Consider the following 26,509-nt stretch of genomic DNA (forward strand, 5'->3'; position numbering starts at 1 on the left):
CTCCCATTTTCATGCTCAGTCCCGTTTCCTGCTGATGAAGAAAAACAACGTCACGATGGCGACCGACAAGAGCAGGAACACGGTCGAAATCGCGTTGATTTCAGGCGTTATGCCTCGGCGTATCTGGCCGAGCATGTAGGTTGGCAACGTGTCCTGGCCGCCGGATTTCACGAACTCGGTGATGACGACATCGTCGAGCGAGATGACGAAGGCCAGCATCAGTCCGGCCAGAATGCCGGGCCACAGCAGCGGCAACGTGATGCGACGGAACGTCCGCCACGGCGTCGCATAGAGATCGGCGGCAGCGCGCTCCAGCGTCAGGTCCATGTTCTCCAGCCGTGCCCGAATCGGCAGATAGGCAAAGGGAATGCAAAAGGCCGTATGCGCGGCGATCAGATAGCCGAGACCCGAATAGCCGGTGAATATCTTTATGCGCGAAAAAAAGATCAGCAGCGCCACGCCGGTGACGATCTCCGGCACCATCAGCGGTTGGTTGATCGCCGCATATTTGAAAGTCAGGCCCGGATAGGCTGCCGTGCGCGTTGTCGCGAGCGCCGCCATGGTCGCCGCGATGGTCGCAAGGGTTGCCGCAATGGCGCCGATCTGGAAGGAACGCAGCGTGGCGTCGATCACCTGCGTATTCTGCCAAGCCGACTGGAACCATTTGAGCGAGAAACCGCCCCATTCGGAGGTCGAAGTCGCGGCATTGAAGGCATAGACGACGAGTATGACGATGGGCAGATAGAGCACGACGAAACAGGTCGCGGCGATCGCGGTGAATCCTGGCTGATGCTTGATTGCGAAGCTTCTAGCCATGGCGCATCTCTGAGCGGCCGGCGTTACGCACATAGGCAAGCAGCGCCACCATGACGATGATCATGACGGCGATCGACAGGGCCGAGCCAAGCGGCCAGTTGCGGCCTTGCCCGAACTGCATCTCGATCAGGTTGGAGAGCATCATGGTCTTGCCGCCGCCGAGCAAGATGGGCGTGACATAGGCGCCGAGCGCTGGAATGAAGACGAGGATCGAGCCAGCGATCACGCCGGGCTTGACCAGCGGGAAAATGATGCGTCTGAGCACCTGAAAGCGCGTCGCATAAAGATCGTAGCCGGCCTCGACCAGCCGGAAATCGAGCTTCTCCATGCTGGCATAGATCGGCAGCACCATTAGCGGGAGATAGACATAGGCCATCCCGATAAGGATCGCTGTGTCGGTGAAGAGTATCTGGATCGGCGCGGAAATGATGCCGAGCTTGAGCAGCACTGTATTGATCAGACCTTCATTGCGGATGATCTGCAGCACGGCGAAAGTTCGGATCAGCAAGTTGGTCCAGAACGGTATGGTGATCAGGAACAGCCAGAGATCGCGCGTCTTCTCGCTGCGCGTTGCCATGAAATAGGCGGTCGGAAAACCGAGCGCCAAGGTGGCGAGCGTGGTCGCGATGGCAAGCTTGATCGAGCGCCAGAAAATGGTGACGTGGGCGGCGGCAACCGACAGCGTGTCGTCAAAGATGTCGCGTTCCATGAACACCGAAATCCAGGCCTCCGGCGAAAATTGCCACTTCACGTCGCCATAAGGACCCGGCGTCAGGAGCGAATAGACCAGCACGATCAGCAATGGGCCGGTCGCTGCCAGGAAGATGATCAGCAGGGCCGGCGCCGACAGCAGCCAGCGGTCGCGGATGTCGCGCCGTTCGGCCGCCTTGGCGACTTCTTCCGCGCTCGCCATCAATCCCTCAGCACTTGCGCGGCGTCGTTGCCGATCGAGACGCCGACCTTGTCGCCCCGCTCGAAACCGCAGCCTGCGCTGCGCGTGTTCTGCTGGCGCACGGTGAAGGCTTCGCCGCTGTCCAGTTGGACATGAATATGCGTGTCGGTGCCGAAATAGACGATGTTTTCGACGGTTCCGGAAAGATCGCCCTTGCCGCCGGTCAGCTTTGCGTGTTCCGGCCTGACCACCAGGGTGGCATTCGCCTTCGGCTGGAAGCCCTCAGCCACGGTCGCGTCGATCGTCGCGCCGGACTTGAGTGTCGCACGCGCCTTGCCGTTGTCGATGCCGGTGATGGCAGCGGTCAGGAAATTGGTTTCGCCGATGAAGTCGGCGACGAAGCGCTCGGCCGGCTTGTCATAGATGTCCCAGGGCGTGCCGACCTGCAGGATCTTGCCGGCCGACATCACGGCGATGCGGTCCGACATGGTCAGCGCTTCTTCCTGGTCGTGGGTGACGAAGATGAAGGTGATGCCGGTCTGGTGCTGCAGCCGTTTCAGTTCGATCTGCATTTCCTTGCGCAGCTTGTAGTCGAGTGCCGACAACGGCTCGTCGAGCAACAGCACTTTTGGCTGCGGTGCCAGCGCGCGCGCCAGTGCCACGCGCTGCTGCTGGCCGCCGGAGATCTGGCTGGTGCGGCGGGCACTCAGCGCCTCCATCTTGACCAGCTTCAGCATCTCGGCGACGCGCGCCTTGATTTCGGTCTTCGGCTTGCCCAGCATCTCCAGGCCGAAGCCGATATTCTCGGCCACGGTCATGTGCGGGAACAGCGCGTAGGACTGGAACACGGTGTTGACTGGCCGCTTGAACGGCGGTAGCGGCGCGATGTCGTGCCCGTGCAGCAGGATTTCGCCTTCGCTGGGAAAATCGAAGCCGGCGATCAGCCGCAGCAGCGTCGTCTTTCCGCAGCCCGACGGCCCCAGCAGCGTGAAGAACTCGTTCTCGCGGATCGACACCGAAACCGTGTCGAGAGCGGCGACTTGGGCGTCCCCGGTACCGAACACCTTGCGGACGCCGCGGACCTCGATTGCACTCTTACCCGGTTGATCCGGCACGCATTACCCCATTTTCATGTCCGCTCTTGATGGCGGATCCAGTTCCCATTCGATTGTCAGCATATGCCGGTCGGCTTGGCAACCATGCATCTGGACCTCGGTTCAGAATGCAAGCTCCGTGCCATCGTCAGCGTCATCATCAACCCTGGTAAGTGATCTTGCCGCCGCAGATGGTGCTGACCGGATGCACCTTGTGTAGCAAACCCGGTTCAGTTGCCTCGATATCGGCCGACAGCACCACCAGATCGGCCAGATAGCCTGGTTTCAGCCGGCCTTTGCGGTGTTCCATGAATTCGGCATAGGCACCTTCGACCGTATAGCCGGCAAGCGCCTCGATCAGCGAGAAGCTCTGGTCTGGATCGCCCTCTGCCCAAGGCTTGCGCAGCACCGCCGCCTGAATGCCCAGGATCGGGTCGACCCGCGACACCGGCCAGTCGGAAGCGAAGACGACATGCGCGCCCGCCTGTTTCAGTGTCCGCCAGGCATAGCTCAGCGGCCATCTTTCGCGGCCGATGCGCGAAAGCGTCGGCTCCAGCGGGAAGTCCATGGCGCCGGGCGGGTGCGGCGGCTGCATCGAGGCGATGACGCCGAGTTCGGCGAAGCGCGGCACGTCGGCGGCAGTGGTGACCTCGATGTGCTCGACCCGGTGCCGGCTGTCGCGCCTGCCGTTCTTCCGCTGCGCCGCCTCGTAACCGTCGAGAACCGCGCGCACCGCGCCGTCGCCGATCGAATGCACGGCGATCTGCAGGCCGCGCCGGTCGGCCTCCAGCGCCACCTCGGCGAAATGCTCGGGCGTAAACAGCGGCTCACCGCGCCAGCCCGGCCGGTCGGCATAGTCGTCGACCATGACCGCGGTCCAGCCTTCCAGCACGCCGTCGTAAAACATCTTGACCATGCCGGACGACAGCCATTCCGATTGGTAGGAGTTGGCCATGCTCGATGCCTTTTCCAGCACGTCGAGCGTCATGAAATTCTTGAAATGAAAAGGTATCTTGGTGCGGCAGAGCAGCCGCCCTTCCTGTTCCAGCCCGGCTAGCAGCTGGAGCTGGTAAAAATTGCCGTCCATGTTCTGGATCGAGGTGATGCCGTGGCGGGCGCACCATTCCAACCCGCGATGCATCAGGTCGCGATCGGCAGCGACTTCGGCGGCGGAAGGGTACGGCTCGGGCTCGCCGCCTGTCGCAAGGCCGAGCCGCACGCGGTTCTGCCCGGAAAGCTCGAGGATCGGCCCGAACGCCTCGCCCTCGCGCAATTCGCCCGCCGCCAGGCCATCCGCTCCCATGACGATCTCGTTGCCGGGACCGAGTTGCTTGCCGTGCAGGATGCCAGCCAGTTCCAGCGCCTTTGTGTTGGCCCACATCGTGTGGTGATCGGAAGCCGACATCGCGAACGGCCGGTCGGCGATGATGCGATCGAGTGATGGCGGGTGACCGGCTCTTCCTTGGAAAGGATAGTGTAGTCGACGCCGGCCCCCAGCAGCAATTTGGCGTTCGGCCGTGCCGCCGCGTAGGCGCGGATCGCGTCGCTCAGCGCATCGAAGCCATGCACGCCCTGAAGGTGCAGATTGTCGAGTTCGGCCGCGCCGCCGAAAAGATGCATATGCGCTTCGATAAAGCCCGGCACCACCGACCCGCCTTGCGCATCGATGACCTTCGTGGCCGGCCCTTTCAGCGCCTCGATCGTCCGGCGATCGCCAACCGCCAGGATGTTGCCGTCCTTTATCGCCACCGCTTCGGCCGTCGGATTGCCTTCATCCATGGTCAGCACGCGGGCATTGGTGACGATCAGGTCGGCATTTGAACTCATGATTTCCCACGGTTTGGTTGCGCTGCCGGCAGGCTAGACGACCGGCTGCCGTGCCAGCAAGCCATGGCTGGTTGGCCCAGCGCCTTGTGAAGGGCCATGCAGGACGGTTAGGGTCGCCGCGTCTCACCACGGAAAGATTTCATGAAGACTGTTTTTTCGCCTCTCCATGCCGGCCATTCCGGCAATGTCGAACTGATCGCCGGCGCCATCGTGCCGGCTTTTGAAAAGCCCTCGCGCGCCGAGTTCATCAGGGCGCGGGTGGAGAGCGAAAAGCTCGGTCCGATCCTGTCACCGGAAAGTCACGACCTCGCCGCCGCCAAGAAGGTTCATGCCAGCGACTACATCGATTTCCTGCCGACCGTGTGGCCGCTCTGGGAAGCGTCGGGCCGCACCGGTTCGGCCATTCCCTTCACCTGGCCGACGCGCGGCCTGCGCGGCGACGTGCGCCCGAAAGGCATCGATGCGTTGCTCGGCTTCTACTCCTTCGACGGCGGCGCGACTTTTGTCAAAGGCACATGGGACGCTATCAAGTCGTCCTATGATGTCGCGCTGACAGCCGCCGCGCTGGTCAAGGCCGGTGAGCCTTCCGCCTTCGCGCTGTGCCGCCCGCCGGGGCACCATGCAGGGGCGGCCTTCATGGGCGGCTATTGCTTCATCAACAACGCCGCCGTCGTCGCGCAAAGGTTTCGCGACCATGGCGCCGGGCGCGTTTCGATCCTCGACATCGACTATCACCACGGCAACGGCACCCAGGAGATATTCTATCGCCGCGGCGACGTGCAGGTGCTGAACCTGCATGGCGATCCGATGACCGAATATCCGTTCTTTCTCGGCCATGCCGACGAACGCGGCGAGGGCGACGGCGAAGGCTTCAACGACAATTATCCGATGCCCTTCGGCACCGGCTGGGACGTGTGGAACGCCTCACTCGAGGAGGCCTGCACGAGGCTTTCGGCTTATGCTCCTGACGTCGTCGTGGTTTCACTCGGCGTCGACACTTTCGAGAAGGACCCGATCAGCCAGTTCAAGCTGAAAACGGAAAACTATCCCAGAATCGGCCGCCGCATCGCCAGGCTCGGCCTGCCGACGCTGTTCGTCATGGAAGGCGGCTACGCCGTCGAGGAGATCGGCGTCAATGCCGTCGGCGTGCTGACCGGCTTCGAGGACCGCTAGAAGTGCCGCCGGTGCCTGCAATCATGTAGCGGCGCTCGGCGTGGCAAGCGGTGCGGCCTGCCCGCGCGAGCGGCCAAGATAATAGACCGCCGCCGCCGCGATGACGCCGGCGGCCAGGATGCCTGCCGCCAGCACCGGCCGGTACCAGAACCAGGCGATCGCCATCGTCGTCGTGCCGACCAGGATCGCCAGGAAAAAGGCAATGATGCCGGTGCCCATCCGCGCCACGCTGCCGAGCAAAGGAATAATGTCGAGGACGACGCCAATCGGGCTGAGCAGCAGGGCAAAGCCGATGGCCAACAGCAGCAGGCCGGCGGCGCGCAGCAGCCAGGTGATAAGCGTGTTCTGGCTGACCGCGTCGGCGAACATCTTTTCCGCCAGCACATTGCCGATGTCGACCATCAGCAACTGGTCGCCGGCCTTTGTCTGGTAGGGTTCGAACCCGCCCGCTGCCTGGCGCGCGACGACGCTGACCAGGCCGAGCGGCGCCAGCTCGTAGCCAATGCGATAGTCGCCCAGCGCCGGCGACGTGGTGTTGAAGCCGAGATAGATCTTTCCGTCGACGATGTTGACCCGCTTGGTGCCGGTATAGGCGGCATCGATGGTAGCCGACTGGTCCGGTGACAGTGAAAATTCCTTGTCGCCGCCGATCAGGTCCAGCACCGGCCGGTCGAGCGTGAAGGCACCGAGCTTGCCGTCCGGGATCTGGAACCTCTTGCTGTGTATCTCCATCGGCGGATTCTCATGGCCGTCCGGCTTCTTGAACTCCGACAAGTTGATTTGGCTGTCGTCCCACACTTTCGAATAGCTGTAGGTTGTCACCGTCTCCTCGCCGCCACCAAGCTTCTTCGTCGTCTCGGATTTCTGTTCTTCTTTCCACTGGTACATCTCGGTGCTGCGCGACAGCCGCAATCCTTGCGCCGAAATGCCAAAGTCCGGATCGGCAAGGCCGCCGCTCGCCGTCACCGCCCCGGTGACATGGACAAGCTTGCCGTCATTGCCAGCATCGATGCTATCGGCGCCAACCGAGATCACCGCGCCCGATCCCTCGGCCAGCGAACGCGCCGTCTGCACGGCGCGACCCTCGTTCCAGAACAGGCCGATCACCATCAGCACGATCAAGAGCAAGCCGAAAACGATCCCGCCGACCGCCCGCTTGATCCGCCCGAACCACGAGACGGACGTTATTTCCTGAATTGAATCGCCCATTGTTTCCCCCAATTCCCCAAAGCCAGTTTCACGAATCCGCGCTCTGTCGCGCAGTGGCATGCAACCGGCGTTACGCCAAACCGAGACAGACGCCCCATCCGTCCCGACAACAGGAGCCTATCGCAATCGACGAATTGCCGATACGGCACACTTGCAGTTGGATCCGACCGCCGCAAAGCACACGGGCGCTTCGAAAATGTACCCTCGGAGCGCCCCGACCGATGGAATTCGTTTCAGTCAAATCGCGTTTGATGTCGGATTCGTCTACGGTTAGATTGTAGCCGAATCAGCCGTTCCTCGGGGGGCGCGGCGACCACCAAAACCTCATGTTCCGGAACCATTCCGGAGCCGGATTCGCGCTCCCTGCAACAGGTGCGATTTTTGTGCGCGGCGTCGCGTGGTGGTGTCCCTGGTGAAGTGATGCGTATTCGGCAGCTGGCGATGCCAGCATCTGGATCAAATCTCGCAACTCGATCTGTTGAGTTTCCTGACCTGACAACGCCGACGGAGCGGTAGAGCAGCAACGATGTATCAATTCCCCCGAGCCGAAATGCAGACCGCTGCCGGGGCCAGGCATCGGCAGCTTCTTAGCCGTTCGATCCACATGCTGTTGGCGGCGATGGCGGCTGGCCGCGATTCGCTGGAAGCGGCCGAGGCCCTGCATTTCACCAGTCGCGTCTGGACCGCCTTCGTCGAAGATCTCCGCTCTGGCGACAGCGCCCTGCCCACGGAGCTGCGCGCCAATCTCATCTCGATCGGTTTGTGGCTGCTGCGCGAAACCGAAGACATCCGCCAGGGCCGCACCGACAATTTCGAAGGCTTGATCGAAGTGGCGGAGATCGTCAGGGACGGCATGCAGTGAGCCCGCTATGGCGCGCCCGGACGGGCTCCGCGCTCGCTATCTTGTTGTTGGACCATGATCTTTCTCGAGAATGCGTTCGCCCTTTGCGCTGTGATGTTCTATTTTTTGAATCCTTGGCTTGAGGGGCCGATTCATCGCAAGAACAAACGCATTTGAGCCCGGGAAAGCATCGATGAACGAGGACACACCGGAAAGCGAAAGCGCCTCGGCGCTGGCGCCGTTCCGGCACGGCATCTTCCGGGCGGTGTGGTCCGCCAGCCTCGTCTCCAATTTCGGCGGCCTCATCCAGGGCGTCGGTGCCGCCTGGATGATGACTACGATCGCTACCTCGTCCTACCAGGTCGCATTGGTCCAGGCCTCGACCACCTTGCCGATCATGCTCTTCGCGTTGCTGGCCGGCGCCATCGCCGACAGTTTCAACCGGCGCAAAATCATGCTGATCGCGCAGATGTTCATGCTCGCCGTCTCGGCTCTTCTCACCGTCTTCACCTATCTCGACCTGATGACGCCGTGGACGCTGCTCGCCTTCACCTTCCTGATCGACAGTGGCACCGCGCTCAACAGCCCGTCCTGGCAGGCTTCGGTCGGCGACATGGTGCCTCGTCCCAAGGTGCCGGCGGCGATCGCGCTCAACTCGATGGGCTTCAACCTGACGCGCAGCGTCGGCCCGGCGATCGGCGGCATCATCGTTGCCGCCGCAGGCGCCGCCGCGGCCTTTGCCGTCAACACGCTGAGCTATGTCGGCCTCATCGTCGTGCTGGCCCGCTGGAGGCCGGAACTGCCGGCATCGACCTTGCCGCGCGAGACGCTGGGCGCCGCAATGGGCGCTGGCCTGCGCTACGTCGCGATGTCGCCCAATATCGGCAAGGTGCTGGTCAGGAGCTCGGCCTTCGGCTTCAGCGCCGGCGCGGTCCTGGCACTGCTTCCCCTGGTCGCGCGCGACGTCGTCAAGGGCGACGCCTTGAGCTACGGCATCATGCTCGGCGCCTTCGGCATCGGCGCCGTCGGCGGCGCGCTGACCAGCGTCAGGCTGCGGCAGCTGCTGTCCAGCGAAACCATGGTGCGCATGGCATTCGCCGGTTTCGCGCTCTGCGCCTTCAATGCCGCCGTCAGCGAGAATGCCTGGCAGACCTCACTCGGCTTGCTGGTCGGCGGCGCCTGCTGGGTGACAGCGCTTTCGCACTTCAATGTCACCGTGCAGATGTCGACGCCGCGCTGGGTGGTCGGCCGCGTGCTTTCGGTCTACCAGACCGCAACCTTCGGCGGTATCGCGCTCGGCAGCTGGGTCTGGGGCGTGGTTGCCGACGCCCATGGCGCCGAAGTCGCCCTGATGGCGGCCAGCGTCGCGATGCTGGCGGGAGGCGCCATCGGCCTGCTGCTGCCGCTGCCGCAGCAGGCCGTGCTCAACCTCGATCCGCTCAACCGCTTCCAGGAGCCGCATCTGGCACTTGATCTGAAGCCGCGCAGTGGTCCCATCGCCATCATGATCGAATACGTGATCCGCAACGAGGACGTGCCGGAATTCCTCGCCACCATGGCCGAACGGGGCCGCATCCGCCGGCGTGACGGCGCCCGCAACTGGACATTGGCGCGCGATCTCGAAAATCCCTCGATATGGATCGAGCACTACCACACGCCAACCTGGGTCGAATATATCCGCCACAACAGGCGCGCCACCTACGCCGACGCGGTCATCGGCGAGCGCATAAGGGCCCTGCACAGCGGCAACGAGCCACCCCACGTCCGCCGTATGATCGAGCGGCCGACGACAGCCGGCACGGCGCTGGTGATGCCGAAGGGACCGATCGAGCATTAATGGCCGGCGGCGCGTCCAGTTGGTCGAGCAAATGAAAATTGCGGCGCCTGGCCCAATCCGCGAATGCACGAATGGGATGGCCATTGTGGAGAGACGGTTTATATCAGTTGATGTGACTATGACCACTAAGGGGAGACGATGCGTTACATACGTCCGCTTTCAATTGAAGACGCCGCCGGCCTGTTGGCCGGCTCAGCCGGCACGGCCGCCATCCTTGCCGGAGGCAGCGACCTCTTGGTGAGAATGAAAGGCGGCTTTATCGAACCCGACCTGATCGTCGACATCAAGGCGATCGACGGGCTTGGCGAGATCAGGGAAACAGCCGAGGGCTTCAGCATCGGCGCGGCGGTCCCCTGCGCAGTGCTGGGCGAGAGCAAGGCCCTGAAGAAGGCATGGCCCGGCGTCGTCGAAGCTGCGAACCTGATCGGCTCGAAGCAGGTGCAGGGACGCTGCACCATCGTCGGCAATCTGTGCAACGCCTCGCCGGCCGCCGACAGCGTGCCGGCGCTGGTGGCCGCTGGCGCCAAGGCGGTGGTCGTCGGCCCGGGAACCAGGCGCACGATTGCAGTGGAAGCGGTACCGACTGGGCCGGGCAAGACGTCGCTGGCCAAGGGCGAGATCATCGAGGCAATCCTGCTCGACAAACGTCTGCCGCGTTCGGGCGATGCCTATCTGCGTTTCATTCCTCGCACGGAGATGGACATCGCGGTGGTAAGCGCCGGCGTGAACCTGATGCTCGATGAGCAAGGTCGCGTCAAATTCGCCCGCCTGGCGCTGGGCGCCGTGGCGCCGACGGTGATTCTGGTCGAGGAGGCCGCCGAGGTTCTCATCGGCTCCAAGCTGGACGAAGCCACGCTGGAGAGGCTCGCCAAGGTCTGCTCGGGGGCCTGTCGTCCGATCGACGACAAGCGAGGCACTATCGAATTCAGACGGAAAGTTGCGGGTGTGCTGGCCAAGCGGGCCGCCACGACCGCCTATGCACGTGCAGGAGGCAAATGATGGCTGGTGTGGCAGTATCAACGACAATCAATGGCGACAATGTCGAGTACCTTTGCCAGCCGGACGAGACGCTGCTCGATGTCCTGCGCGATCGCCTGGGGCTGACGGGCGCCAAGGAAGGCTGCGGCACCGGCGACTGCGGCGCCTGCAGCATCATCCTCGACGACCGGCTGGTGTGCTCGTGCCTGGTGCTCGGCGCGGAGGCTGAAGGGCGGCGCATCGAAACCATCGAGGGCATGGCGCATGGCGACAAGCTGCATCCGCTGCAGCAGAAATTCCTGGAACACGCCGCGCTTCAATGCGGCATCTGCACGCCGGGCTTCCTCATGGCGGCCAAGGACCTGTTGGCCAAGAACCCCGATCCGACCGAGGAGGAGATCCGCTTCGGCCTCGCCGGGAACCTCTGCCGCTGCACCGGCTATGACAAGATCGTGCGTGCCGTTCAGGACGCCGCGAGCGTGATGAAGGGAGCATGACGATGAATTTCGATCCACGTTACTCCGGACGCAATTTCACCTCTGTCGGCACGCGCCCCATCCGTCCCGACGGCGTCGACAAGGTGACGGGCCGCGCACGCTATGGCGCCGACTTCAACATGGCCGGGCAACTGGTCGGGCGCGTTCTCAGAAGCCCCCATGCGCATGCCACGATCAGGAAGATCGACACGTCGAAGGCGGAGAAGCTCGCCGGCGTCAAGGCGGTGATCACCGCGGCCGACCTGCCCGACCTCACCGACGGCGATGCCGCCATGTACGACATCCTCGACAACTGCATGGCGCGCAAGAAAGCGCTCTACGACGGCCATGCTGTGGCCGCGGTCGCTGCAGTCGATGCCCGCACGGCGAGGCAGGCACTGAAGCTGATCGAGGTCGACTACGAGGTGCTGCCGCATGTCACCGACGTCGACGAGGCGATGAAGCACTCCTCACCCGTGCTCAACGACGCCATCTTCACCGAGGGCCTTGAGCAAAAGCCCGTCAAGCCTTCCAACGTCACCAAGCGCACCCAGTACGGCCATGGCGACATCCATGAAGGTTTCGGCCAGGCCGATTTCGTCGTCGAACGCTCCTTCAAGACCGAGCAGACGCACCAGGGTTATATCGAGCCGCATGCCTGCGTCGCCAATTTCAGCTCCGACGGCACCGCCGATCTTTGGGTCTGCACGCAAGGGCATTTCGTCTATCGCCAGCACTGCGCCCAGCTGCTTGGCATGGAGGCCTCGAAGCTGCGCGTCACCTCGTCGGAGATCGGCGGTGGTTTCGGCGGCAAGACCCATGTCTGGGCCGAGCCGGTGGCGCTGGCGCTGTCGCGCAAAGCCGGCCGGCCGGTCAAGCTGGTCATGACGCGCGACGAGGTGTTCCGCGCCTCCGGCCCGACTAGCGCCACCTCGATCGACGTCAGGATCGGCGCCCGTAAGGACGGCACGATCACGGCGGCCGAGGCCACGCTGCGCTATTCCTGCGGCCCCTATGCCGGCATGTGGGCTGAGATCGGCGCCATGACCGCCTTTGCCTGCTACAAGCTCGAGAACGTCAGGACGGTCGGCTACGAAGTGCTGGTCAACCGGCCCAAGACGGCGGCCTATCGCGCGCCGTCGGCACCGATGGCGGCGTTTGCGGTGGAAAGCGCGGTCGACGAGCTGGCCAAGGAGATCGGCATGGACCCGGTCGAGTTCCGGATCAGGAACGCGGCGCAGGAAGGCACCAGATCGTCCTACGGCCCGGTATACGGCCCGATCGGCATCGGCCCAACGCTGGAGGCGGCGAAGAGCCATCCGCACATGAAGGCGCCGCTCGGCAAGAACCAGGGCCGCGGCATGGCCTGCGGCTTCTGGTTCAACTTCGGTGGCCAGACCTGCACCGACCTCAACATCGGCATGGACGGTTCGGTCTCGCTTGCCGTCGGAACCGTTGACGTGGGTGGCTCGCGCGCCTCGCTTTCGCTGGTGGCGGCAGAGGAGCTCGGTATCCCCTATGAGCAGGTCAAGGCGGTGGTCGCCGATACCTCCAGCCTCGGCTACAACGATATGACGGACGGCAGCCGCGGCACCTTCTCGTCTTCGATGGCGACGATCTCCGCCGCTCGCAACGCCATCAAGATCCTGCGGGATCGCGCCGCGCAGACGTGGGACATCCCGGTCGACGACGTGGTCTGGGAAAAGGGCCACGCGATCGCTAGGGGCGAGAAGTACGGCAACCTTGCTGCGCTGTCGCTGAAGGAGATCGCGGCCGCTTCCGGAAAGACGGGCGGACCGATCGCCGGCCACAGCGAGCTCGTCGCCGACGGCGCCGGCGTCTCCTTCGCCACCCATATCTGCGATATCGAGGTGGATCCGGAGACCGGCTTCACCAGGGTGCTGCGCTACACCGTCGTTCAGGACGCCGGCAAGGCGGTGCATCCGACCTACGTCGAGGGGCAGTACCAGGGGGGTGCCGCGCAAGGCATCGGCTGGGCGCTCAACGAAGAGTACATCTACGGCAAGGACGGGCGGCTGCAGAACCCTGGCTTCCTGGACTACCGCATCCCGGTCTGCTCGGACCTGCCGATGATCGACACACAGATCCTCGAGATCCCCAACCCTAACCATCCCTACGGGGTGCGCGGCGTCGGCGAGACCTCGATCGTGCCGCCGCTGGCGGCGATCGCCAATGCAGTCTCGAACGCGGTCGGCGTGCGCATGGCGCATATACCGATGTCGCCGCCGCGCATCCTGGCGGCGATCGAGGCGGAACGGGAAGGCTGATGGTTGAAGTAACGCTCTGGGGATCGCTCGGCGCGATCGCCGGAGGCAAGAGCAAGGTCGAGATCGAGGCGAAGGATATTCGGGAGCTGTTCAGGAAGCTGGCTGAACAGTATCCCGGCCTCGAGCCCTACATCGATCGCGGCATCGCCGTCGCCATCGACGGGACGATCTATCGCGACACCTGGTCGAAGGAACTGCCGGAAGGGGCGGAGATATTCCTGCTGCCGCGTCTTGCCGGGGGATAACTGGACAACCGTGTCCCTACCATCGACGACCAAGACTTGGCCTAGGCTCGAGAAAAACCTTGGCTATCCACGAGAATTCTTGGCCAGTTCAGCCGGCGAGTTTGGCTCCTTTTCGATGACTGCTTCTGTGTCAATCACAGACATAGAGGCGAGCGAGCTACACGTCTGCTTTGAGGCGAAAGCAGCCGCCCGCAGCGTAGAAGTCAAATGGCTTGGATCAGAACCTACCATTTACCAATGTCAGCTTCATGATTCATAGGCACAGTCTTGGGAGTCAGATGCGATGGCGGAGCGCCTCAATGATCACCGCCATCGCAGGCGAGAGCTGTCGCCTGCTCGGGTAGTAGAGGTGATAGCCCGCAAATGGCGGACTCCAGTCGTCAAGCACGAGCCTAAGGCATCCCTTGGCGATGTGGTGGCTGACGAGGTTTTCCGGGACATAGGCGATCCCGAAACCGCTTATCGCAGCCTCGATCATGGGAATGGACGAATTGAAGGTGAGCTGGCCTTCCACGCGCACACGAAGGTCGCGGCCATCCCTGGCGAATTCCCAGGCATATAATCCGCCGAACGTCGCCTGCCGCATATTAATGCAGTCATGATCGACCAGATCCTGCGGTGCGGTCGGAACCGGATGGCGGGAAAAGTACTCCGGCGAAGCCACGGCCACGAGCCTCCAATCCGGCCCGATGCGCACTGCGATCATATCCCTGTCGATGCTCTCACCAAGCCGCACGCCTGCGTCGAAGCGCTCCTCCACAATGTTCTTCATGCCGTTGTCGCTGTAGAGTTCGACGCACACGTCAGGATAGTCGCTGAGCAAGGGCTGCAGCTTCGGCCAGACGGTCGTCTGGAGCGCATGGTCGGAAAGCGTGATACGGACCGTTCCGGAGGGCTTGTCGCGAAAGGCCACCAGGCTTGCGAGGTCCGCTTCGATTTCCTCGAAGCGGGGAACAAGAGATTGGAAAAGTCGCTCGCCGGCCTCGGTCGGTGCGACGCTCCGCGTCGTACGTGTCAGCAGGCGGACGCCGAGACGAGCTTCAAGCTCCTTGATTGTCGAACTCAGGGTCGACTGCGAGGTTCCGAGCTTGGCCGCCGCCTTGGTGAAGCTCCGTTCCCGCGCGACCGCCACGAACCATAGCAGATCCTTCATGCCATCGCGCTGCATAGGGTACCTCCCGTCGGATATTTATATCATGAGCAGATAAGTCCATGCGAATTACTTAGTCTAATAGAATGGGTTCCTCTGCAATATCTTCTGGCATCGCGACGGCGTTGGCGGCTGATCCGCCCGGTCGCCCTGCAAGGATGCCAATTATGGAAACGACGTACGACACAAGGCTTGTCGGTGACCGCGCCGCATGGGGCGCGGTTTTGGCGATGGCGCTGTGTGTTTTCGTGCTCATCGCGTCGGAATTCATGCCGGTCAGCCTGCTGTCGCCGCTAGCGGCCGATCTCGGCATCACCGAGGGCCGCGCGGGACAGGCGATCTCGATTTCGGGCGTTTTCGCCGTCGTGACCAGCCTGCTGGTCGCCGGCCTCACGCGCCATATCGACCGCCGACTGGTCGTGACCGGCTTCACCCTCCTCCTCATCGTGTCCGGTTTGGCTGTCACCTTCGCGCCGAACTACGCGTTCCTCATGGTCGGCCGGGCGCTGCTCGGCATCGCGATCGGCGGGTTCTGGTCGATGTCGACCGCGATCGTCATGCGCCTCGTGCCGCAAGACATGGTTCCGAAGGGTCTCGCCATGCTGAACGCCGGCAATGCCATTGCGGCCACCATCGCCGCGCCGCTGGGCAGTTTTCTTGGCGCCTATGTCGGCTGGCGCGGCGCTTTCTTCCTCGTCGTGCCGTTTGGGCTTCTGGCGCTGGCCTGGCAGTGGACAAGCCTGCCGGCGCTGCCCCCGCGCCGGGGGAAGCGTTCAGGCAATCCACTGGCGCTCCTCGGCCGTCTTCCCGTCGCCATCGGCATGGCGTCGATCATGATGCTGTTCATGGGCCAGTTCGCGCTCTTCACCTATCTGCGGCCCTTCCTCGAGGGCGTCACCCGGCTCGACATCGCTGCTCTCTCTGCGATCCTGCTGGCGATGGGGCTGGCGGGGGTGCTCGGCACATGGTGCGTCGGCCGGCTTTTGTCCACGCGTCTGTTCAGCATCCTCATCGTCATCCCGCTGGTCATGGCGGCCTTGGCCGCTGCGCTCATCGCCCTTGGTGCCCTCCCCGTTCCCACAGCGCTGCTGCTCGTTGCCTGGGGCTTCTTCGGCACGGCCGCGCCCGTTGGCTGGGGCACGTGGCTCAGCCGGACGTTGCCGAACGACGCAGAGGCCGGCGGCGGGCTGCAGGTGGCAGTCATCCAGCTCGCCATCACCGGCGGCGCCGCGATCGGCGGCACGCTCTTCGATACGGTCGGCTGGTGGGGAGTGTTCACTCTAGGTGCAGTGCTGCTCTGCGGATCGGCGCTCGCCGCCCTTGCCGCATCGCATATGGCCCGGAGATCTTTGCCATGATCATCGAGCGTGCGCCGCTTAACCGCCGGACATTGCTCGGCGCCGCGCTCGCGGTGGCGGCCCTGCCTCGAGCAGCCGCCAGCCAAGAAGGCGAAGCCCCAGTCAGCCATGAGTCAACCAACATGAAGATCAGGATGATTTTCAACGGCCGCATCATGACCGCCACGCTCTACGACAATCCGTCGGCGCGCGATTTCTTTTCCATGCTGCCGCTCGATCTCAAGATCGAGGACTACGCGCATAACGAGAAGATCGCCTATCTGCCGCGCAAGCTGACAGAGAAGGGAAGTGGTCCGTTCGCCAACGAGCAGCCCTACGACCTCTGCTATTTCACGTCCTGGGGTAACCTGGCCATGTTCTACGCCGACTATCGCCATCCCGGGCTGATCAGGCTCGGCCGCTTCGACGAGGGCGAGCAGGCCCTGCACATTCGCGGCGAGTTCCCGCTTCGCATCGAACGCACTTGAGGACACAAAGGAGATCACCATGGACATTCTTCGCGCTGGCACGAGGCCTTCCGGCAAGGGACCACCTGACTGGTTCACCGGAACGGTGCGGATCGATCCGCTCTTCAATCCCTTCGATGCCGGGCGGGTTCAAGGCGCACAGGTGACCTTCGAGCCCGGCGCCCGCACCGCTTGGCACACGCATCCGCTCGGCCAGACGCTGATCGTCGTCTCGGGCCTGGGCCGCGTGCAGCGCGAGGCTGGCCCGGTCGAGGAAATCCGTGCCGGCGACGTCGTCTGGTTCGCGCCCGGCGAAAAGCACTGGCACGGCGCGTCGGCTCAGATTGCCATGACCCACATTGCTCTCCAGGAGGTCAAGGACGGCAAGGTCGTGGACTGGCTGGAACATGTCAGCGACGCCGACTACCGCGCTTGATCTTCTCCACTCGAAAGGAACCAAAATGCTCGCAACCGTTCTTCACAAACCGGGCGACATCCGCTGCGAGGAGATCGCTGATCCGAAAATCATGCGGCCGACGGACGCCATCATCAAGCTCTCGGCAAGCTGCATCTGCGGCTCGGATCTGTGGCCCTATCGCGGGCTGCAGCGGGTCGACGGCCCGATGCATATGGGCCACGAATATTGTGGCATCGTCGTCGAGGTCGGCGCAGAGGTGCGCACGGTGCGCCCCGGCCAGTTCGTCGTCGGCTCGTTCTGCCTCTCCGACAATACCTGCCCGCATTGCCGCTTCGGCTTCCAGTCGTCCTGTGTGCAGCGCGAGTTCATGTCGGGCGCGCAGGCGCCTTACGCCCGCGTGCCGTTGGCGGATGGCACACTGGTCGCCACCGCCGAGGTGCCGCCGGCCGAACTCATCCCTGACCTGCTGGCTGTGTCCGATGTGCTCGGCACCGGCTGGTATGCGGCCGACGCAGCCGAGGTCCGAGAAGGATCGACGGTGGTGGTGGTCGGCGACGGTGCGGTCGGCCTGATGGGCGTGCTTGCGGCCAAGGAGATGGGCGCCGAGCGCATCATCGCCATGAGCCGGCACGCCAGCCGCCAAAAACTCGCCCGCGAGTTCGGCGCGACCGACATCGTCGCCGAGCGCGGCGAGGAAGGTGTGGCCCGGATCAAAGAGCTCACCAAGGACGTCGGCGCGGACTCGGTGCTGGAATGCGTCGGCACGGCGGAATCCTTCGACCAGGCGCTGGCCTGCTCTCGCCCCGGCGGCACCATCGGCTATGTCGGCGTGCCGCACGGCGTGAACTTCGACGGCCAAAAACTGTTCTTCGGCCAGAAGCGCATGCTGGGCGGCCCGGCGCCGGTGCGCCGCTTCCTGCCCGACCTTATGGGCCGTGTGCTGCAAGGTCGGATCAAGCCCGGCAAGGTCTTCGACCTCAAGCTGCCGTTGGCCGAGGTCGCTGAAGGCTACCGCGCCATGGACGAGCGGCGCGCCATCAAGGTCATGCTTTCGGTGTGAGCGAAGATTGGGCGGACGGCCTGTCCGCACCCACAAATCAGAAAAGGAACAACGACATATGACGATGAGATTGAAGATTGCCGCCCTTGCGCTTTCGGTCGCCACGCCGGCTTTCTCGCAAGAGTCGCCGATCATCGGCGCATGGCGCATGAGGTCGCTCGAGGCCGGTGCCGAGGGAAGCCTCAAGCCCGTGCCATATTCCGGCCAGGTCATCTTCACCGAGGCCGGCACCCTGTCGGTGCAGGCGCAGAACCCCGACGCCAAGGCACCGGACACGCCTTACACAGAGAATGGCTACGAAGCCTATTACGGGCCGGTCGCTATCGACGACCAGGACAAGACCTTCGTCATCACGATCGAGTCCTCCCTGGTCCGCAACCTTGTCGGGAAGAGCATGAAACGCAAATTCGAAGTCTCGGACAACAAACTGGTCCTGACGCCGGACAATCCGGCCGAAGGCTGGCGCGTGACCTACGAACGTTACTGATCGGAACAGCCCGACTGTCAAAGTTTTATCGGTGGCCACAATGGCGCGGACTTCAGACCGAAATGGCGCGATAGCGGAACTGGTGCCAATCATGGCGGCTGTCTTCGCCGGCTTCCTCCTGATCGGCTTGGCGCTACCCGTCCTGCCGCTGCATCTTCACCAGCAGCTCGGCTTCGGCCCCTTCGCGGTCGGGCTGGTCACTGGCAGCCAGTTCGTCGCCTCGATGCTGTCGCGCATTGGGGCTGGAAACTATGCCGATGGGCGCGGCGGCAAGAGGGCCGTCGTCGTCGGCCTCATTGCCGCTGCCGTGGCAGGGCTATTTTACCTCGGCTCACTGACATTGCTCGACCGGCCGGTGGCGTCCGCATCGGCGCTGTTCGCCGGCCGGGCGGTACTGGGCGCGTCTGAGAGCTTCATCATCACCGGTGGCGTCGCCTGGGGCCTCTCCCTTGCGGGCGGACAGAACTCCGGAAAGGTCATAGCCTGGGTGGGCACGGCGATGTTCGCAGCACTCGCGCTAGGCGCGCCGATCGGATCTGCGCTTTATGCGGCGAGCGGCTTCACCGCGATCGCACTGGCGACGATCGTCCTGCCGCTTGCAACGCTGCTTGCCATCCTGCCGATGCGCGGCGCCAGCGCCGCCGCGAGCAGCGTGCCGCAGTCATGGAGGAGCGTGGCGCAAGCGGTCTGGCTTCCCGGAGTGGGAGCAGCTTTCAGCAGTCTCGGCTATGGTGCGATTCTGGCCTTCGGCGCGCTGCTCTTTGCCGAGCGGGGCTGGCAGCCGGTCTGGCTTCCCTTCACGGCCTATGCCGCGTCGCTGATCGTGGCAAGGCTATGCTTCGGCCACCTGCCTGACAGGTTAGGGGGCGCACGGGTCGCCATGATCTTCGTGGCTGTCGAGGCCGCAGGGCTGATGCTGATCTGGCTTGCGCCCGGGCCCGTTCTAGCCGCCATCGGAGCGGGCCTGACTGGCCTTGGCTACTCGCTGGTCTATCCCGGCCTCGGTGCCGAGGCCGTGAGCCGTCTTCCGCCACGCAGCCGCGGCCTGGCCATGGGACTCTACACCGTCTTCCTCGACGTGGCGCTCGGCTTCGGCAGTCCGGCGCTCGGCTTGGTCGCCGCATCGGCCGGGCTGCAATTCGTCTTCTTCGCCGTCGCGATGGCGACGCTTCCGGCGTTGGGCATCGCTCTGCTGCTGGGTCGCCGTAACGCTCCACTATAGAGCCGGATAGTCTGGGCTCGAGATGTCGCGCAACTACGATCGCTCCCGCTTCGCGGGAAGCTGAGGCATCAGCCGAACCTGCTTTTGGTGGCGATAGAGGCCGATCAGGTCGTCGGATCGATCATGGCCGGGTATGACGGCCATCGAGGGTAGATATCGCGCATCGCTACCCTGCAGTCCCATCGCCAAAAAGGGATCGGCGAGGCCCTCATCCACGAAGCGGAAAGGCGGCTCGCCGGCCTTGGTTGCATAAAGATCAACCTCCAAATTGTCGCTTCCAATTCGACGGTTCTTGGGTTCTACCGAAAGTGCGGATACGAGGTCGAGGAGCGCATAAGCATGAGCAAACTGTTATCGAAAGTTTGAGGTGCTCCGCCGATTAACTCCTCGTCGCGGCTCGACGGCTCAGGTCCATTGGAATCTTGCTGCCGATGATTATTGTGGCAGGCGAATCTCTCCGGGAATCGCGTTGCGGGACACGGCCGACAGCCGAAGCCGGGCGAAGTTCAGCCAACCGGTGGGGCACAAAACGCCCTCCATATGGTCCAATTGCTGGTGCAGTGAGAACATGCATGCAGATCGCATCCAAGCCACGCGTCCGCCTGGCAAGCCGTCAGGAACTGGATGAAATTGGCGGGCTCGTCTCCGACGCCTTCGCATCGTTACGGCCCGTTCTGGCACCGCACATCTTCGAGCCCTACGTCAAGGATGCGCGGGATGTCGCGGGGCGTTGGGCGAAAGCCAGCGTCGCGGTGCTCGAAGTCGAGGGACGCCTCGTCGGGACGGTCACCTACTACGCCGATGCCGCCTTTGACGGCATGGGCTGGCCGCCCGGGCTGGCAGGCCTCAGGACCCTCGCGGTTGCTCCCTCGGCACAGGGCCGCGGATATGGCCGCGCGCTTTGCGAATGGTGCGTCTTGCAAGCGCGTCGGCAGGGCTCGAGCGGCCTTGCGCTTCACACTGCCTCGTTCATGCCGTCTGCATGCAAGCTGTACGAGAGCCTTGGCTTCGAGAGACGCCCTGCTCACGACCTTTTCGCATCCGACATTATTGGCTTTGATCCAGCTCTCGGCGATCAGCAGATCATCGCCTACCTGCTGCCGCTCAAGCAGGTCGAGAGCAGCCACGATCGATAATGTTTGACCGCCGTTTGAACGGACGGGGGTATCATCTCGCTTCCGGACGCTGTCCTCAGCTTCCGCCGTTTGTCTCGATGCGAGCAGATCCTAGTCTTTCGTATAGTCAGGCCCAAAACGGGTCGGCAGGTTGTCGGCGAGTTTCAACCAAGCGAGCTTCTCCTCAAAGGCGACATGCAGCGTAGGTGCAAATTTTTCTGGCTCCTCCATCGCTGCCGCAAAAAAATGCATGACATCAGACATGTTCTTTGAGCGGAAGGACAGCGGCGTGCCACAGTGATCGCAAAATGTTCTTTCCACACCGGGAGAAGAGTTGAATACCTTCGGTAGCTTGCTCAGCCATCGCCATTGGCCGTTCAAGACGCCAATATAGGAGGTCATCGGCGCAGAACATTGCCGCCGACAACTTTCACAATGACAGACCACGCAGGCCTGTGCCGGGCCATCGACTTCAAAAGCAATAGCGCCACATAAGCAATGACCACGCATGCAAATTCTCCTTGAGTCAACAAGGACAGCTTCATGCCTGGGCGTGAGGGAGGCGCCATGAAATGCGTCGAGCTGGCGCCCAATTCCGACATTCGGCGCCAGCGATTGTCCTAGCGTGCGCTAGGCGTTCCTTCACTACCGCCTTTGCGGCATATTGAAAGTTCGTAAAGTTTCTTCGCCGGGCCGCTGAATTCACGGCCTAGCAGGTCTATCGCAACCCGAACACTACAGTGGAATTGCGGTCACTTCTTTGGCCGTTCGGATCACGAACATCGTTTGGTATCGCGCGACGTTGCTTCGGTCTCGGAACAGTCGCTCGCATAGCGCATCGAACTCTTCCATATCCGTCAGGCGGAGCATAAGGACGGCGTCGGTTTCGCCGCTCACGCTGTAGGCCTGAGTGACGGCCGGTTCCTGAGCGGCCAACTCGAGAAAGTCCCGCATATACTGCTCGCCATGACGCTCCAGTTCGACGGTGACGATCGCTTTCAAGCCCCGGCCAGCCTTTGCAGGTGCGAGAAGCGCGACAACGCGGCTGATGACGCCGCTTTTCTTCAGTCGTCGTATGCGGCGCAGGCAGCTCGAAGGGGAAAGCCCGACTAACCCCGCCAGTTTGGCGTTCGTTCGTGAGGCATCATCCTGGAGCAGGTTGAGAAGCCTTCTGTCGATCTTGTCCATCTCGGTCGCGCTCATCGTCGGTGTATTGCAATTTTATTGCACGAAATCGCAAACTTTGACCACAAATGCGAAGCGTCTCAGGTTACGCAGATGGCTCCAGGGATGATGGAGCAGCATGATGGCAATTTGCGCCGCCTTCTATCGCAAGACATTGGAAACGCTTGAAATCTATTGGGAACTGGTTCGCGTGATCGTTCCGGTTGCGATAGCCACGCGGCTCCTGCAGGACCTTGGCGTCATCCAGGCGATTTCTCCGTTCTTCTCCCCGCTCATGTTGCAGGTGGGGTTGCCACCTGAACTCGCCTTTGCCTGGCTGACGGGATTGCTGGTCGGGATCTGGGGCGCGCTTGTGATCGTATTCACCTTGGTCCCGGTTTCGGCGCTCAGCACTGCCGAGATGACGGTTCTTTCGGCTCTCTTGCTGTTTGCACATGCCATTCCGATCGAGCAACGCATCATTCAGAGGGCCGGGCCGAGCTTCCTGGTCACCGCGGCGCTTCGTATTGGCGGGGGTTTGGTCTTTGCTATCCTTCTGCATCAGATATTCGCCATGACCGGATGGCTGTCAGGACCGGTGGCGCCGGCGTGGATGCCGACGAATGAAAGCACCGACTGGGGCGGCTTTCTCCTGGGCACAGTCAAAACCCTGGGCATCATGCTCATCGTTTTGCTTGCGCTAAGCTGGGTTATCGAGCTTCTCAAGATGGCGGGCATTTTGGAGTGGATGAACAGAGGACTTGCACCGCTCTTTCGGCTCGCCGGCATCGAAAAGCAGACGGTACCTTTCGCCGCTGTCGGCCTGTTTCTCGGGATTTCCTATGGCGCAGGACTGCTGATCCGCGAGGCGCGCACGCCTAGCGCGGAGCCGCGTCAGATATTCCTCGCCTGCGTGTTCATGGGTTTTGCCCATAGCCTCATTGAGGACACGTTGGTCGTTGTCGCACTTGGCGCCGATGTCACGAGCGTGCTTCTCGGTCGCCTAGCGTTTGCCGTGCTCGCGACCGCCGTGATCGCAAAAGTAATCAATGCGGTTCCCGACGCTCTTTTCTTCAAGACACTCTTCCACAAGGAAGAAGGCAGTTCGCGCAATCGGATTTCTGAGCCGGCGATTAGCGGACCGTTGACGTGAGCCGTCCTTACGCAGCAGCCGACATGTGTGTCGCATCACTATCGCGAGAGGACGCGAATCCGGCTCTGGAACTCACCACGATCGACATAGCATCCGCGCAGATGTCGCCGCCCGGTGTTCGGGTTGAACGATTGGCGGCCATGCAACACCCGGCGATTGTCGAAGACCGCCATTTCGCCGGCCTTCAGGCGGTAGGCTATTTGGAAACGCGGCCCGCGGATCATCATCATCAGCTTGCGATAAGCCGCATAAAAGGGCGCGCATAGGTCGGAGGGAAGGTCGATGACATCGACAAGATGGGCGTTGAACCGCAACTCCGTCACTTCCCCGTCGCGTTGCGTTACAATCACAGGAAACCGACCGCGCAGATCGTAGTTTTCATCGTGAAAACGATAGGGGATCTCGATCTCGCACAATAGGCGGTAGGCTTCCGGATCTTCCGCCTGTAGCGCGGCGACGACCGCAAACCCGTCGGCAAAGATCGATCCACCGCCCTCAGCGTCATTGGCGATACAATGCAGGAACTGGTAGCCGGGCGGCACCTCCTGGTTCGCGAGATCGGTGTGTAGCGGCAAGGCGACCGGCGTATAGGCCAGATTGTTCGGGTTCGGCATCGACACGACTTCGAACATCGTGCCGAAATTTGTCTGGCGCAGGAAACCAATCCGCTCGGCCGAACGCCGCCCCGCATCGGGATCATCGTCAAGCCCATCGACGATGGAGAGCCCGTATGCAGCCGTTGCCTTCAGCCAGGCGAGCAGATCGGCATCGCTTTGCAAGATGTCCCCGGCGGCGTGACGCGGCATGGTTTCAAGATTGATTGAGGCGTCCCAGAGTTTCGGAGCGATGTCGGCCGGATCGTCCCGCTTTCTGCCGGGACGGTAGGACTCAAAGAACTGGCTCGGGAATTCCTCCTCAGCCTGGTCGTTCTGCCAGACAATGCCCACAGCGCTGCCCCTGTCCCGCACGCTGATGGGTCTGAGCGAGGGGTCTACGCTGGTCAGGTCGAAAGTTCGTTCTTCGGTCTGCGGGTGAAACGCCGATGGTGCATTGTCCTTTAGCCAAAGCCAGGGGTAGCAGACTGTTTCGCCCGACACGAAAGTCACGGCAAGCGCGGTCTCCCGGGCCTCCACGGAAAGCAGGGTATTCATGATGATGTCTCTCTGAACACAGAATTTGATTTTCAGCTTGGATCAGGCCCGCAGGCCGTCAACCCAACGGTGGTGGCCACCACAAGCTCGGCTTCCCATAGCGATGGGATCCGGGATTTCTGTTCGGTTCTTCGAGCACGCCATCTCCAGGCGGAATCTGGCTCCAGATGAAATCTGGTTCAAAGCCACCGCGATGGTAGCGGTCATTCGCCGGCGGTGTCCAGCTAAATGCAGCGGGATCGCCATCCCCTCTCGGCTACCCCTCGCCCGACAGATCGCGCCGCGCCTTGTCGAGTTCCTCGGCATAGCGGCGCATCAGGTGGCCTTCGGTCAGCAAACCGACCACCTTGCGGTCGGTGAAATCCTCAACCACTGCCAATTCCTCGGCGCCGGCGCGCTGGAAGGTCTCGGCCGCCGACTGCACGTTCATGCTCGGCACCAGCACCGCATCCCTAAATTTGGCGAAGGACAGCACCGGCATCTCGTCATCCGACAAATGGCTGTGCAATTCGGCGACGATCAGCACGCCGACATAGTGCAGTTCGGCATCCACCGCGATGACGCGCTGCGAGGCACCGAGCGGCACCTGCTTGCGGAATGTTGCAAGCGTCGTTGAGGCGTCGATGGTGCGGACATCCTTGCGCATCATCGAGCCGACCGTCAGGCTGCGCATCCAGCCTACATCATGGGCGCTGCGGATGGTTTCGCCGCGCAGGTGAAAGCGCCATGTCGAGAAGGAATAGCCAAACGTTTCTCGCACCAGGATCGCCGCCATGAGCGAGGCGGCCAGCACCACGCCGGTCAGCGTCAGGTCGCGGGTCGATTCCAGCGCCAGGAAGGTCATCGTCAACGGGCCACCGACGACGCCGACGGCGAGCGAGGTCATGCCGACGACGGCGGCGACGGCGGGGTCGATGCCGGTCGCCGGCGAGACGAACGCCATCGCGCCGGCGAACATCTTGCCGAGCAGGGCACCGAGGAACAAAGAGGCAAAGAACAGCCCGCCGCGGAAGCCGGAGCCGAGCGAGATCGCCGACGCCGACAGCTTCAGCACGAAGACGCTGGCCACCACGGCCAGCCCGTAATTCATCGCGAATTCGCGGTGCAGCGCGCCATGGCCGCTGGACAGGACCTGCGGCGTGATCAGCCCCAGCAGCCCGACCATCACGCCGCCGATGGCTGGGCGCAACGAGGCGTCGATCGACAGCCGCGCAAAGATGCGCTCGATCAGGCTCACCAGATGCATGATGGCGATCGAAGCACCGCCACCCAAAAGCCCGAGCAGCATGAACGGCAAATACTGGCTGACGGTGAGCGCCGGCAGACCCGCGAGCTCCAGCGGAAACGGCACGCCGCCGAACATTTCGGCGGTCAGCGAGGCCGAGATCGCGGCGGCCATCACCGGCGCGACATTGGCGACCGAATAGATGCCGATGACCAGCTCGAAACCGTAGAAGGCGCCGGTCAGCGGCGCATCGAAGGCGGCGGCGATCGCGCCGGCTGCACCGCAGCCGACGAGGATGCGGACATCGTTGCGGCGCAGCCTGAACAAGCGCGCCAGCCGCGACGCCACGCCGGAACCCACCTGCGTGTAGCCGGCCTCGAGCCCGACCGAAGCGCCGAAGCCGCTCGAGATCATCGTCTGCCCGGCGATGATGAAAGTGTCGGTCAGCGACATGCGGCCGCCGTAAAGGGCGTTGGCTTCGATCGGATCGACCGGCGTGCGGAACTTCCGCTTTCTCAGCCAGATCACCGTCAGCCCGAGCAGGATGCCGCCGATCGCCGGTATCAGCGCTTGCTCCGGCCTTTGCAGCGAAAACATCGCCGAAAGCCGACCACCGGGCTGAACGCCGAACATAAGCCCATGCAGGACCTGCACCAGTTCGCTCATGCCGGTGACCAGCGCACCCGCTATCACCCCGACCAAAGCCGCCAGAATGACGACGGCGATGCCGCGCGCCTCGAGCAGCGGGATCGATCGGATCAGCACCGCGCGCAGTCGGCGGGCATAGACTTGCGGTTCGTTTCTGGAAAGCACCGGGGCGGCTCGCCGATATCAAAAGGGGAGTGGTGCCTGATACGCCCGGCGGCTTTGCATGGCAACAATGC

The 26,509-nt window shown here is 62.9% G+C and carries 26 protein-coding genes and 1 pseudogene; 16 read left to right on the forward strand and 11 right to left on the reverse strand.

The annotated features are described in order from the left end of the window. Positions 1 to 15: 15 nt before the first annotated feature. The 4 genes and pseudogenes from NKH05_RS12240 to NKH05_RS12255 all read right to left on the reverse strand — a co-directional run bounded on the left by NKH05_RS12240 (position 16) and on the right by NKH05_RS12255 (position 4,629). The gene (locus NKH05_RS12240) at positions 16 to 816 is read right to left on the reverse strand and encodes an ABC transporter permease (protein WP_023720239.1); all 801 of its coding nucleotides are present in this window, start codon (positions 814 to 816) and stop codon (positions 16 to 18) included. Continuing rightward, complete coding sequence (locus NKH05_RS12245) at positions 809 to 1,729, reverse strand: ABC transporter permease (protein ID WP_353025459.1); 921 nt, start codon at positions 1,727 to 1,729, stop codon at positions 809 to 811. Before NKH05_RS12245 ends, NKH05_RS12240 begins: the two co-directional genes overlap by 8 nt. Continuing rightward, a complete protein-coding gene (locus NKH05_RS12250) occupies positions 1,729 to 2,823 on the reverse strand; it encodes an ABC transporter ATP-binding protein (RefSeq protein WP_352481982.1) in 1,095 nt (364 codons plus the stop codon). Before NKH05_RS12250 ends, NKH05_RS12245 begins: the two co-directional genes overlap by 1 nt. A 139-nt stretch (positions 2,824 to 2,962) precedes the next feature. Then, a pseudogene (locus NKH05_RS12255) lies at positions 2,963 to 4,629 on the reverse strand (amidohydrolase). Between the two features lie 141 nt (positions 4,630 to 4,770). Here NKH05_RS12255 and NKH05_RS12260 point away from each other — a divergent pair. Next, complete coding sequence (locus NKH05_RS12260) at positions 4,771 to 5,802, forward strand: histone deacetylase family protein (RefSeq protein WP_352481981.1); 1,032 nt, start codon at positions 4,771 to 4,773, stop codon at positions 5,800 to 5,802. A 21-nt stretch (positions 5,803 to 5,823) separates the two neighbouring features. Here NKH05_RS12260 and NKH05_RS12265 read toward each other — a convergent pair whose 3' ends face one another. Continuing rightward, on the reverse strand, positions 5,824 to 7,011 hold the full coding sequence (locus tag NKH05_RS12265; protein ID WP_353025461.1) for a TMEM43 family protein: 1,188 nt from the start codon (positions 7,009 to 7,011) through the stop codon (positions 5,824 to 5,826). 526 nt (positions 7,012 to 7,537) lie between these two features. On the opposite strand from NKH05_RS12265, the gene flaF reads away from it, so the two are divergent. The 6 genes from flaF to NKH05_RS12295 all read left to right on the forward strand — a co-directional run bounded on the left by flaF (position 7,538) and on the right by NKH05_RS12295 (position 13,676). Continuing rightward, a complete protein-coding gene (gene flaF, locus NKH05_RS12270; protein WP_353025463.1) occupies positions 7,538 to 7,873 on the forward strand; it encodes a flagellar biosynthesis regulator FlaF in 336 nt (111 codons plus the stop codon). Between the two features lie 172 nt (positions 7,874 to 8,045). Next, positions 8,046 to 9,689 (forward strand): MFS transporter, encoded by a 1,644-nt coding sequence (locus tag NKH05_RS12275; RefSeq protein WP_353025465.1) that lies wholly within the window; start codon positions 8,046 to 8,048, stop codon positions 9,687 to 9,689. 138 nt (positions 9,690 to 9,827) lie between these two features. Then, positions 9,828 to 10,688 (forward strand): FAD binding domain-containing protein, encoded by an 861-nt coding sequence (locus tag NKH05_RS12280; RefSeq protein WP_352494731.1) that lies wholly within the window; start codon positions 9,828 to 9,830, stop codon positions 10,686 to 10,688. Next, positions 10,688 to 11,164, forward strand: coding sequence for a (2Fe-2S)-binding protein (locus NKH05_RS12285; RefSeq protein WP_023720228.1), 477 nt, complete (start codon positions 10,688 to 10,690; stop codon positions 11,162 to 11,164). The genes NKH05_RS12280 and NKH05_RS12285 overlap by 1 nt, the downstream gene beginning before the upstream one ends. Before the next feature lie 2 nt (positions 11,165 to 11,166). After that, the gene (locus tag NKH05_RS12290; RefSeq protein ID WP_352494729.1) at positions 11,167 to 13,431 is read left to right on the forward strand and encodes a xanthine dehydrogenase family protein molybdopterin-binding subunit; all 2,265 of its coding nucleotides are present in this window, start codon (positions 11,167 to 11,169) and stop codon (positions 13,429 to 13,431) included. Further along, entirely contained in the window at positions 13,431 to 13,676 is a 246-nt protein-coding gene (locus NKH05_RS12295; protein ID WP_023675441.1) for a MoaD/ThiS family protein, read from the forward strand. Before NKH05_RS12290 ends, NKH05_RS12295 begins: the two co-directional genes overlap by 1 nt. Before the next feature lie 274 nt (positions 13,677 to 13,950). Here the strand turns inward: NKH05_RS12295 and NKH05_RS12300 are convergent, their stop codons facing one another. Next, positions 13,951 to 14,844 (reverse strand): LysR family transcriptional regulator, encoded by an 894-nt coding sequence (locus NKH05_RS12300; RefSeq protein WP_023720226.1) that lies wholly within the window; start codon positions 14,842 to 14,844, stop codon positions 13,951 to 13,953. 149 nt (positions 14,845 to 14,993) lie between these two features. Between NKH05_RS12300 and NKH05_RS12305 the strand changes: the two genes are divergently transcribed. Genes NKH05_RS12305 through NKH05_RS12330 form a run of 6 tightly spaced genes read left to right on the forward strand, consistent with a single transcriptional unit; the run spans position 14,994 to position 19,817 of the window. Further along, a complete protein-coding gene (locus NKH05_RS12305) occupies positions 14,994 to 16,184 on the forward strand; it encodes an MFS transporter (protein WP_353025468.1) in 1,191 nt (396 codons plus the stop codon). Continuing rightward, a complete protein-coding gene (locus NKH05_RS12310) occupies positions 16,181 to 16,651 on the forward strand; it encodes a cyclophilin-like fold protein (RefSeq protein WP_023720225.1) in 471 nt (156 codons plus the stop codon). The genes NKH05_RS12305 and NKH05_RS12310 overlap by 4 nt, the downstream gene beginning before the upstream one ends. 19 nt (positions 16,652 to 16,670) lie before the next feature. Next, entirely contained in the window at positions 16,671 to 17,066 is a 396-nt protein-coding gene (locus NKH05_RS12315) for a (R)-mandelonitrile lyase (protein ID WP_352481974.1), read from the forward strand. A 25-nt stretch (positions 17,067 to 17,091) separates the two neighbouring features. Beyond that, positions 17,092 to 18,108 (forward strand): zinc-dependent alcohol dehydrogenase family protein, encoded by a 1,017-nt coding sequence (locus tag NKH05_RS12320; RefSeq protein ID WP_352494728.1) that lies wholly within the window; start codon positions 17,092 to 17,094, stop codon positions 18,106 to 18,108. Positions 18,109 to 18,166: 58 nt separating this feature from the next. Continuing rightward, positions 18,167 to 18,595 carry a lipocalin-like domain-containing protein gene (locus NKH05_RS12325; RefSeq protein WP_352481972.1) on the forward strand — a complete coding sequence of 143 codons (429 nt, stop codon included), beginning with the start codon at positions 18,167 to 18,169 and terminating at the stop codon, positions 18,593 to 18,595. Between the two features lie 40 nt (positions 18,596 to 18,635). Then, positions 18,636 to 19,817, forward strand: a complete 1,182-nt coding sequence (locus NKH05_RS12330) for an arabinose transporter (protein WP_031194356.1) — start codon at positions 18,636 to 18,638, stop codon at positions 19,815 to 19,817. 33 nt (positions 19,818 to 19,850) lie between these two features. Here the strand turns inward: NKH05_RS12330 and NKH05_RS12335 are convergent, their stop codons facing one another. Continuing rightward, positions 19,851 to 20,084, reverse strand: coding sequence for a hypothetical protein (locus NKH05_RS12335; protein WP_352515698.1), 234 nt, complete (start codon positions 20,082 to 20,084; stop codon positions 19,851 to 19,853). On the opposite strand from NKH05_RS12335, the gene NKH05_RS12340 reads away from it, so the two are divergent. Next, positions 20,028 to 20,183 carry a GNAT family N-acetyltransferase gene (locus NKH05_RS12340; RefSeq protein WP_353025517.1) on the forward strand — a complete coding sequence of 52 codons (156 nt, stop codon included), beginning with the start codon at positions 20,028 to 20,030 and terminating at the stop codon, positions 20,181 to 20,183. The genes NKH05_RS12335 and NKH05_RS12340 overlap by 57 nt on opposite strands. A 206-nt stretch (positions 20,184 to 20,389) precedes the next feature. After that, the gene (locus NKH05_RS12345) at positions 20,390 to 20,953 is read left to right on the forward strand and encodes a GNAT family N-acetyltransferase (RefSeq protein ID WP_352856811.1); all 564 of its coding nucleotides are present in this window, start codon (positions 20,390 to 20,392) and stop codon (positions 20,951 to 20,953) included. 90 nt (positions 20,954 to 21,043) lie between these two features. Here the strand turns inward: NKH05_RS12345 and NKH05_RS12350 are convergent, their stop codons facing one another. Together NKH05_RS12350 and NKH05_RS12355 are read right to left on the reverse strand one after the other, a co-directional pair. Further along, positions 21,044 to 21,442, reverse strand: a complete 399-nt coding sequence (locus NKH05_RS12350; protein ID WP_352856813.1) for a GFA family protein — start codon at positions 21,440 to 21,442, stop codon at positions 21,044 to 21,046. Between the two features lie 225 nt (positions 21,443 to 21,667). Beyond that, entirely contained in the window at positions 21,668 to 22,120 is a 453-nt protein-coding gene (locus NKH05_RS12355; RefSeq protein WP_023720217.1) for an Lrp/AsnC family transcriptional regulator, read from the reverse strand. Positions 22,121 to 22,238: 118 nt separating this feature from the next. On the opposite strand from NKH05_RS12355, the gene NKH05_RS12360 reads away from it, so the two are divergent. Next, a complete protein-coding gene (locus NKH05_RS12360) occupies positions 22,239 to 23,249 on the forward strand; it encodes a nucleoside recognition domain-containing protein (protein WP_352856815.1) in 1,011 nt (336 codons plus the stop codon). A gap of 38 nt (positions 23,250 to 23,287) precedes the next feature. Here NKH05_RS12360 and NKH05_RS12365 read toward each other — a convergent pair whose 3' ends face one another. Together NKH05_RS12365 and NKH05_RS12370 are read right to left on the reverse strand one after the other, a co-directional pair. Further along, positions 23,288 to 24,400 carry a TauD/TfdA family dioxygenase gene (locus NKH05_RS12365; RefSeq protein WP_023720215.1) on the reverse strand — a complete coding sequence of 371 codons (1,113 nt, stop codon included), beginning with the start codon at positions 24,398 to 24,400 and terminating at the stop codon, positions 23,288 to 23,290. Between the two features lie 256 nt (positions 24,401 to 24,656). Continuing rightward, the gene (locus NKH05_RS12370; protein ID WP_353025470.1) at positions 24,657 to 26,438 is read right to left on the reverse strand and encodes a chloride channel protein; all 1,782 of its coding nucleotides are present in this window, start codon (positions 26,436 to 26,438) and stop codon (positions 24,657 to 24,659) included. Positions 26,439 to 26,509 lie beyond the last annotated feature (71 nt).

Origin of the sequence: Mesorhizobium sp. M1399, from assembly GCF_040317735.1 — a bacterium.
In the GTDB taxonomy this organism is placed as follows: Bacteria; Pseudomonadota; Alphaproteobacteria; order Rhizobiales; family Rhizobiaceae; genus Mesorhizobium.

Coding starts and splice junctions, on each gene's coding strand:
- NKH05_RS12350 (WP_352856813.1), bottom strand. CDS start 21,442: ATGCGTGGTCATTGCTTATGTGGCGCTATTGCTTTTGAAGTCGATGGC.
- NKH05_RS12330 (WP_031194356.1), top strand. CDS start 18,636: ATGGCGCGGACTTCAGACCGAAATGGCGCGATAGCGGAACTGGTGCCA.
- NKH05_RS12275 (WP_353025465.1), top strand. CDS start 8,046: ATGAACGAGGACACACCGGAAAGCGAAAGCGCCTCGGCGCTGGCGCCG.
- NKH05_RS12265 (WP_353025461.1), bottom strand. CDS start 7,011: ATGGGCGATTCAATTCAGGAAATAACGTCCGTCTCGTGGTTCGGGCGG.
- NKH05_RS12260 (WP_352481981.1), top strand. CDS start 4,771: ATGAAGACTGTTTTTTCGCCTCTCCATGCCGGCCATTCCGGCAATGTC.
- NKH05_RS12285 (WP_023720228.1), top strand. CDS start 10,688: ATGGCTGGTGTGGCAGTATCAACGACAATCAATGGCGACAATGTCGAG.
- NKH05_RS12325 (WP_352481972.1), top strand. CDS start 18,167: ATGACGATGAGATTGAAGATTGCCGCCCTTGCGCTTTCGGTCGCCACG.
- NKH05_RS12290 (WP_352494729.1), top strand. CDS start 11,167: ATGAATTTCGATCCACGTTACTCCGGACGCAATTTCACCTCTGTCGGC.
- flaF (WP_353025463.1), top strand. CDS start 7,538: ATGTATCAATTCCCCCGAGCCGAAATGCAGACCGCTGCCGGGGCCAGG.
- NKH05_RS12305 (WP_353025468.1), top strand. CDS start 14,994: ATGGAAACGACGTACGACACAAGGCTTGTCGGTGACCGCGCCGCATGG.
- NKH05_RS12355 (WP_023720217.1), bottom strand. CDS start 22,120: ATGGACAAGATCGACAGAAGGCTTCTCAACCTGCTCCAGGATGATGCC.
- NKH05_RS12295 (WP_023675441.1), top strand. CDS start 13,431: ATGGTTGAAGTAACGCTCTGGGGATCGCTCGGCGCGATCGCCGGAGGC.
- NKH05_RS12240 (WP_023720239.1), bottom strand. CDS start 816: ATGGCTAGAAGCTTCGCAATCAAGCATCAGCCAGGATTCACCGCGATC.
- NKH05_RS12365 (WP_023720215.1), bottom strand. CDS start 24,400: ATGAATACCCTGCTTTCCGTGGAGGCCCGGGAGACCGCGCTTGCCGTG.
- NKH05_RS12360 (WP_352856815.1), top strand. CDS start 22,239: ATGGCAATTTGCGCCGCCTTCTATCGCAAGACATTGGAAACGCTTGAA.
- NKH05_RS12280 (WP_352494731.1), top strand. CDS start 9,828: ATGCGTTACATACGTCCGCTTTCAATTGAAGACGCCGCCGGCCTGTTG.
- NKH05_RS12315 (WP_352481974.1), top strand. CDS start 16,671: ATGGACATTCTTCGCGCTGGCACGAGGCCTTCCGGCAAGGGACCACCT.
- NKH05_RS12245 (WP_353025459.1), bottom strand. CDS start 1,729: ATGGCGAGCGCGGAAGAAGTCGCCAAGGCGGCCGAACGGCGCGACATC.
- NKH05_RS12310 (WP_023720225.1), top strand. CDS start 16,181: ATGATCATCGAGCGTGCGCCGCTTAACCGCCGGACATTGCTCGGCGCC.
- NKH05_RS12320 (WP_352494728.1), top strand. CDS start 17,092: ATGCTCGCAACCGTTCTTCACAAACCGGGCGACATCCGCTGCGAGGAG.
- NKH05_RS12345 (WP_352856811.1), top strand. CDS start 20,390: ATGCAGATCGCATCCAAGCCACGCGTCCGCCTGGCAAGCCGTCAGGAA.
- NKH05_RS12300 (WP_023720226.1), bottom strand. CDS start 14,844: ATGCAGCGCGATGGCATGAAGGATCTGCTATGGTTCGTGGCGGTCGCG.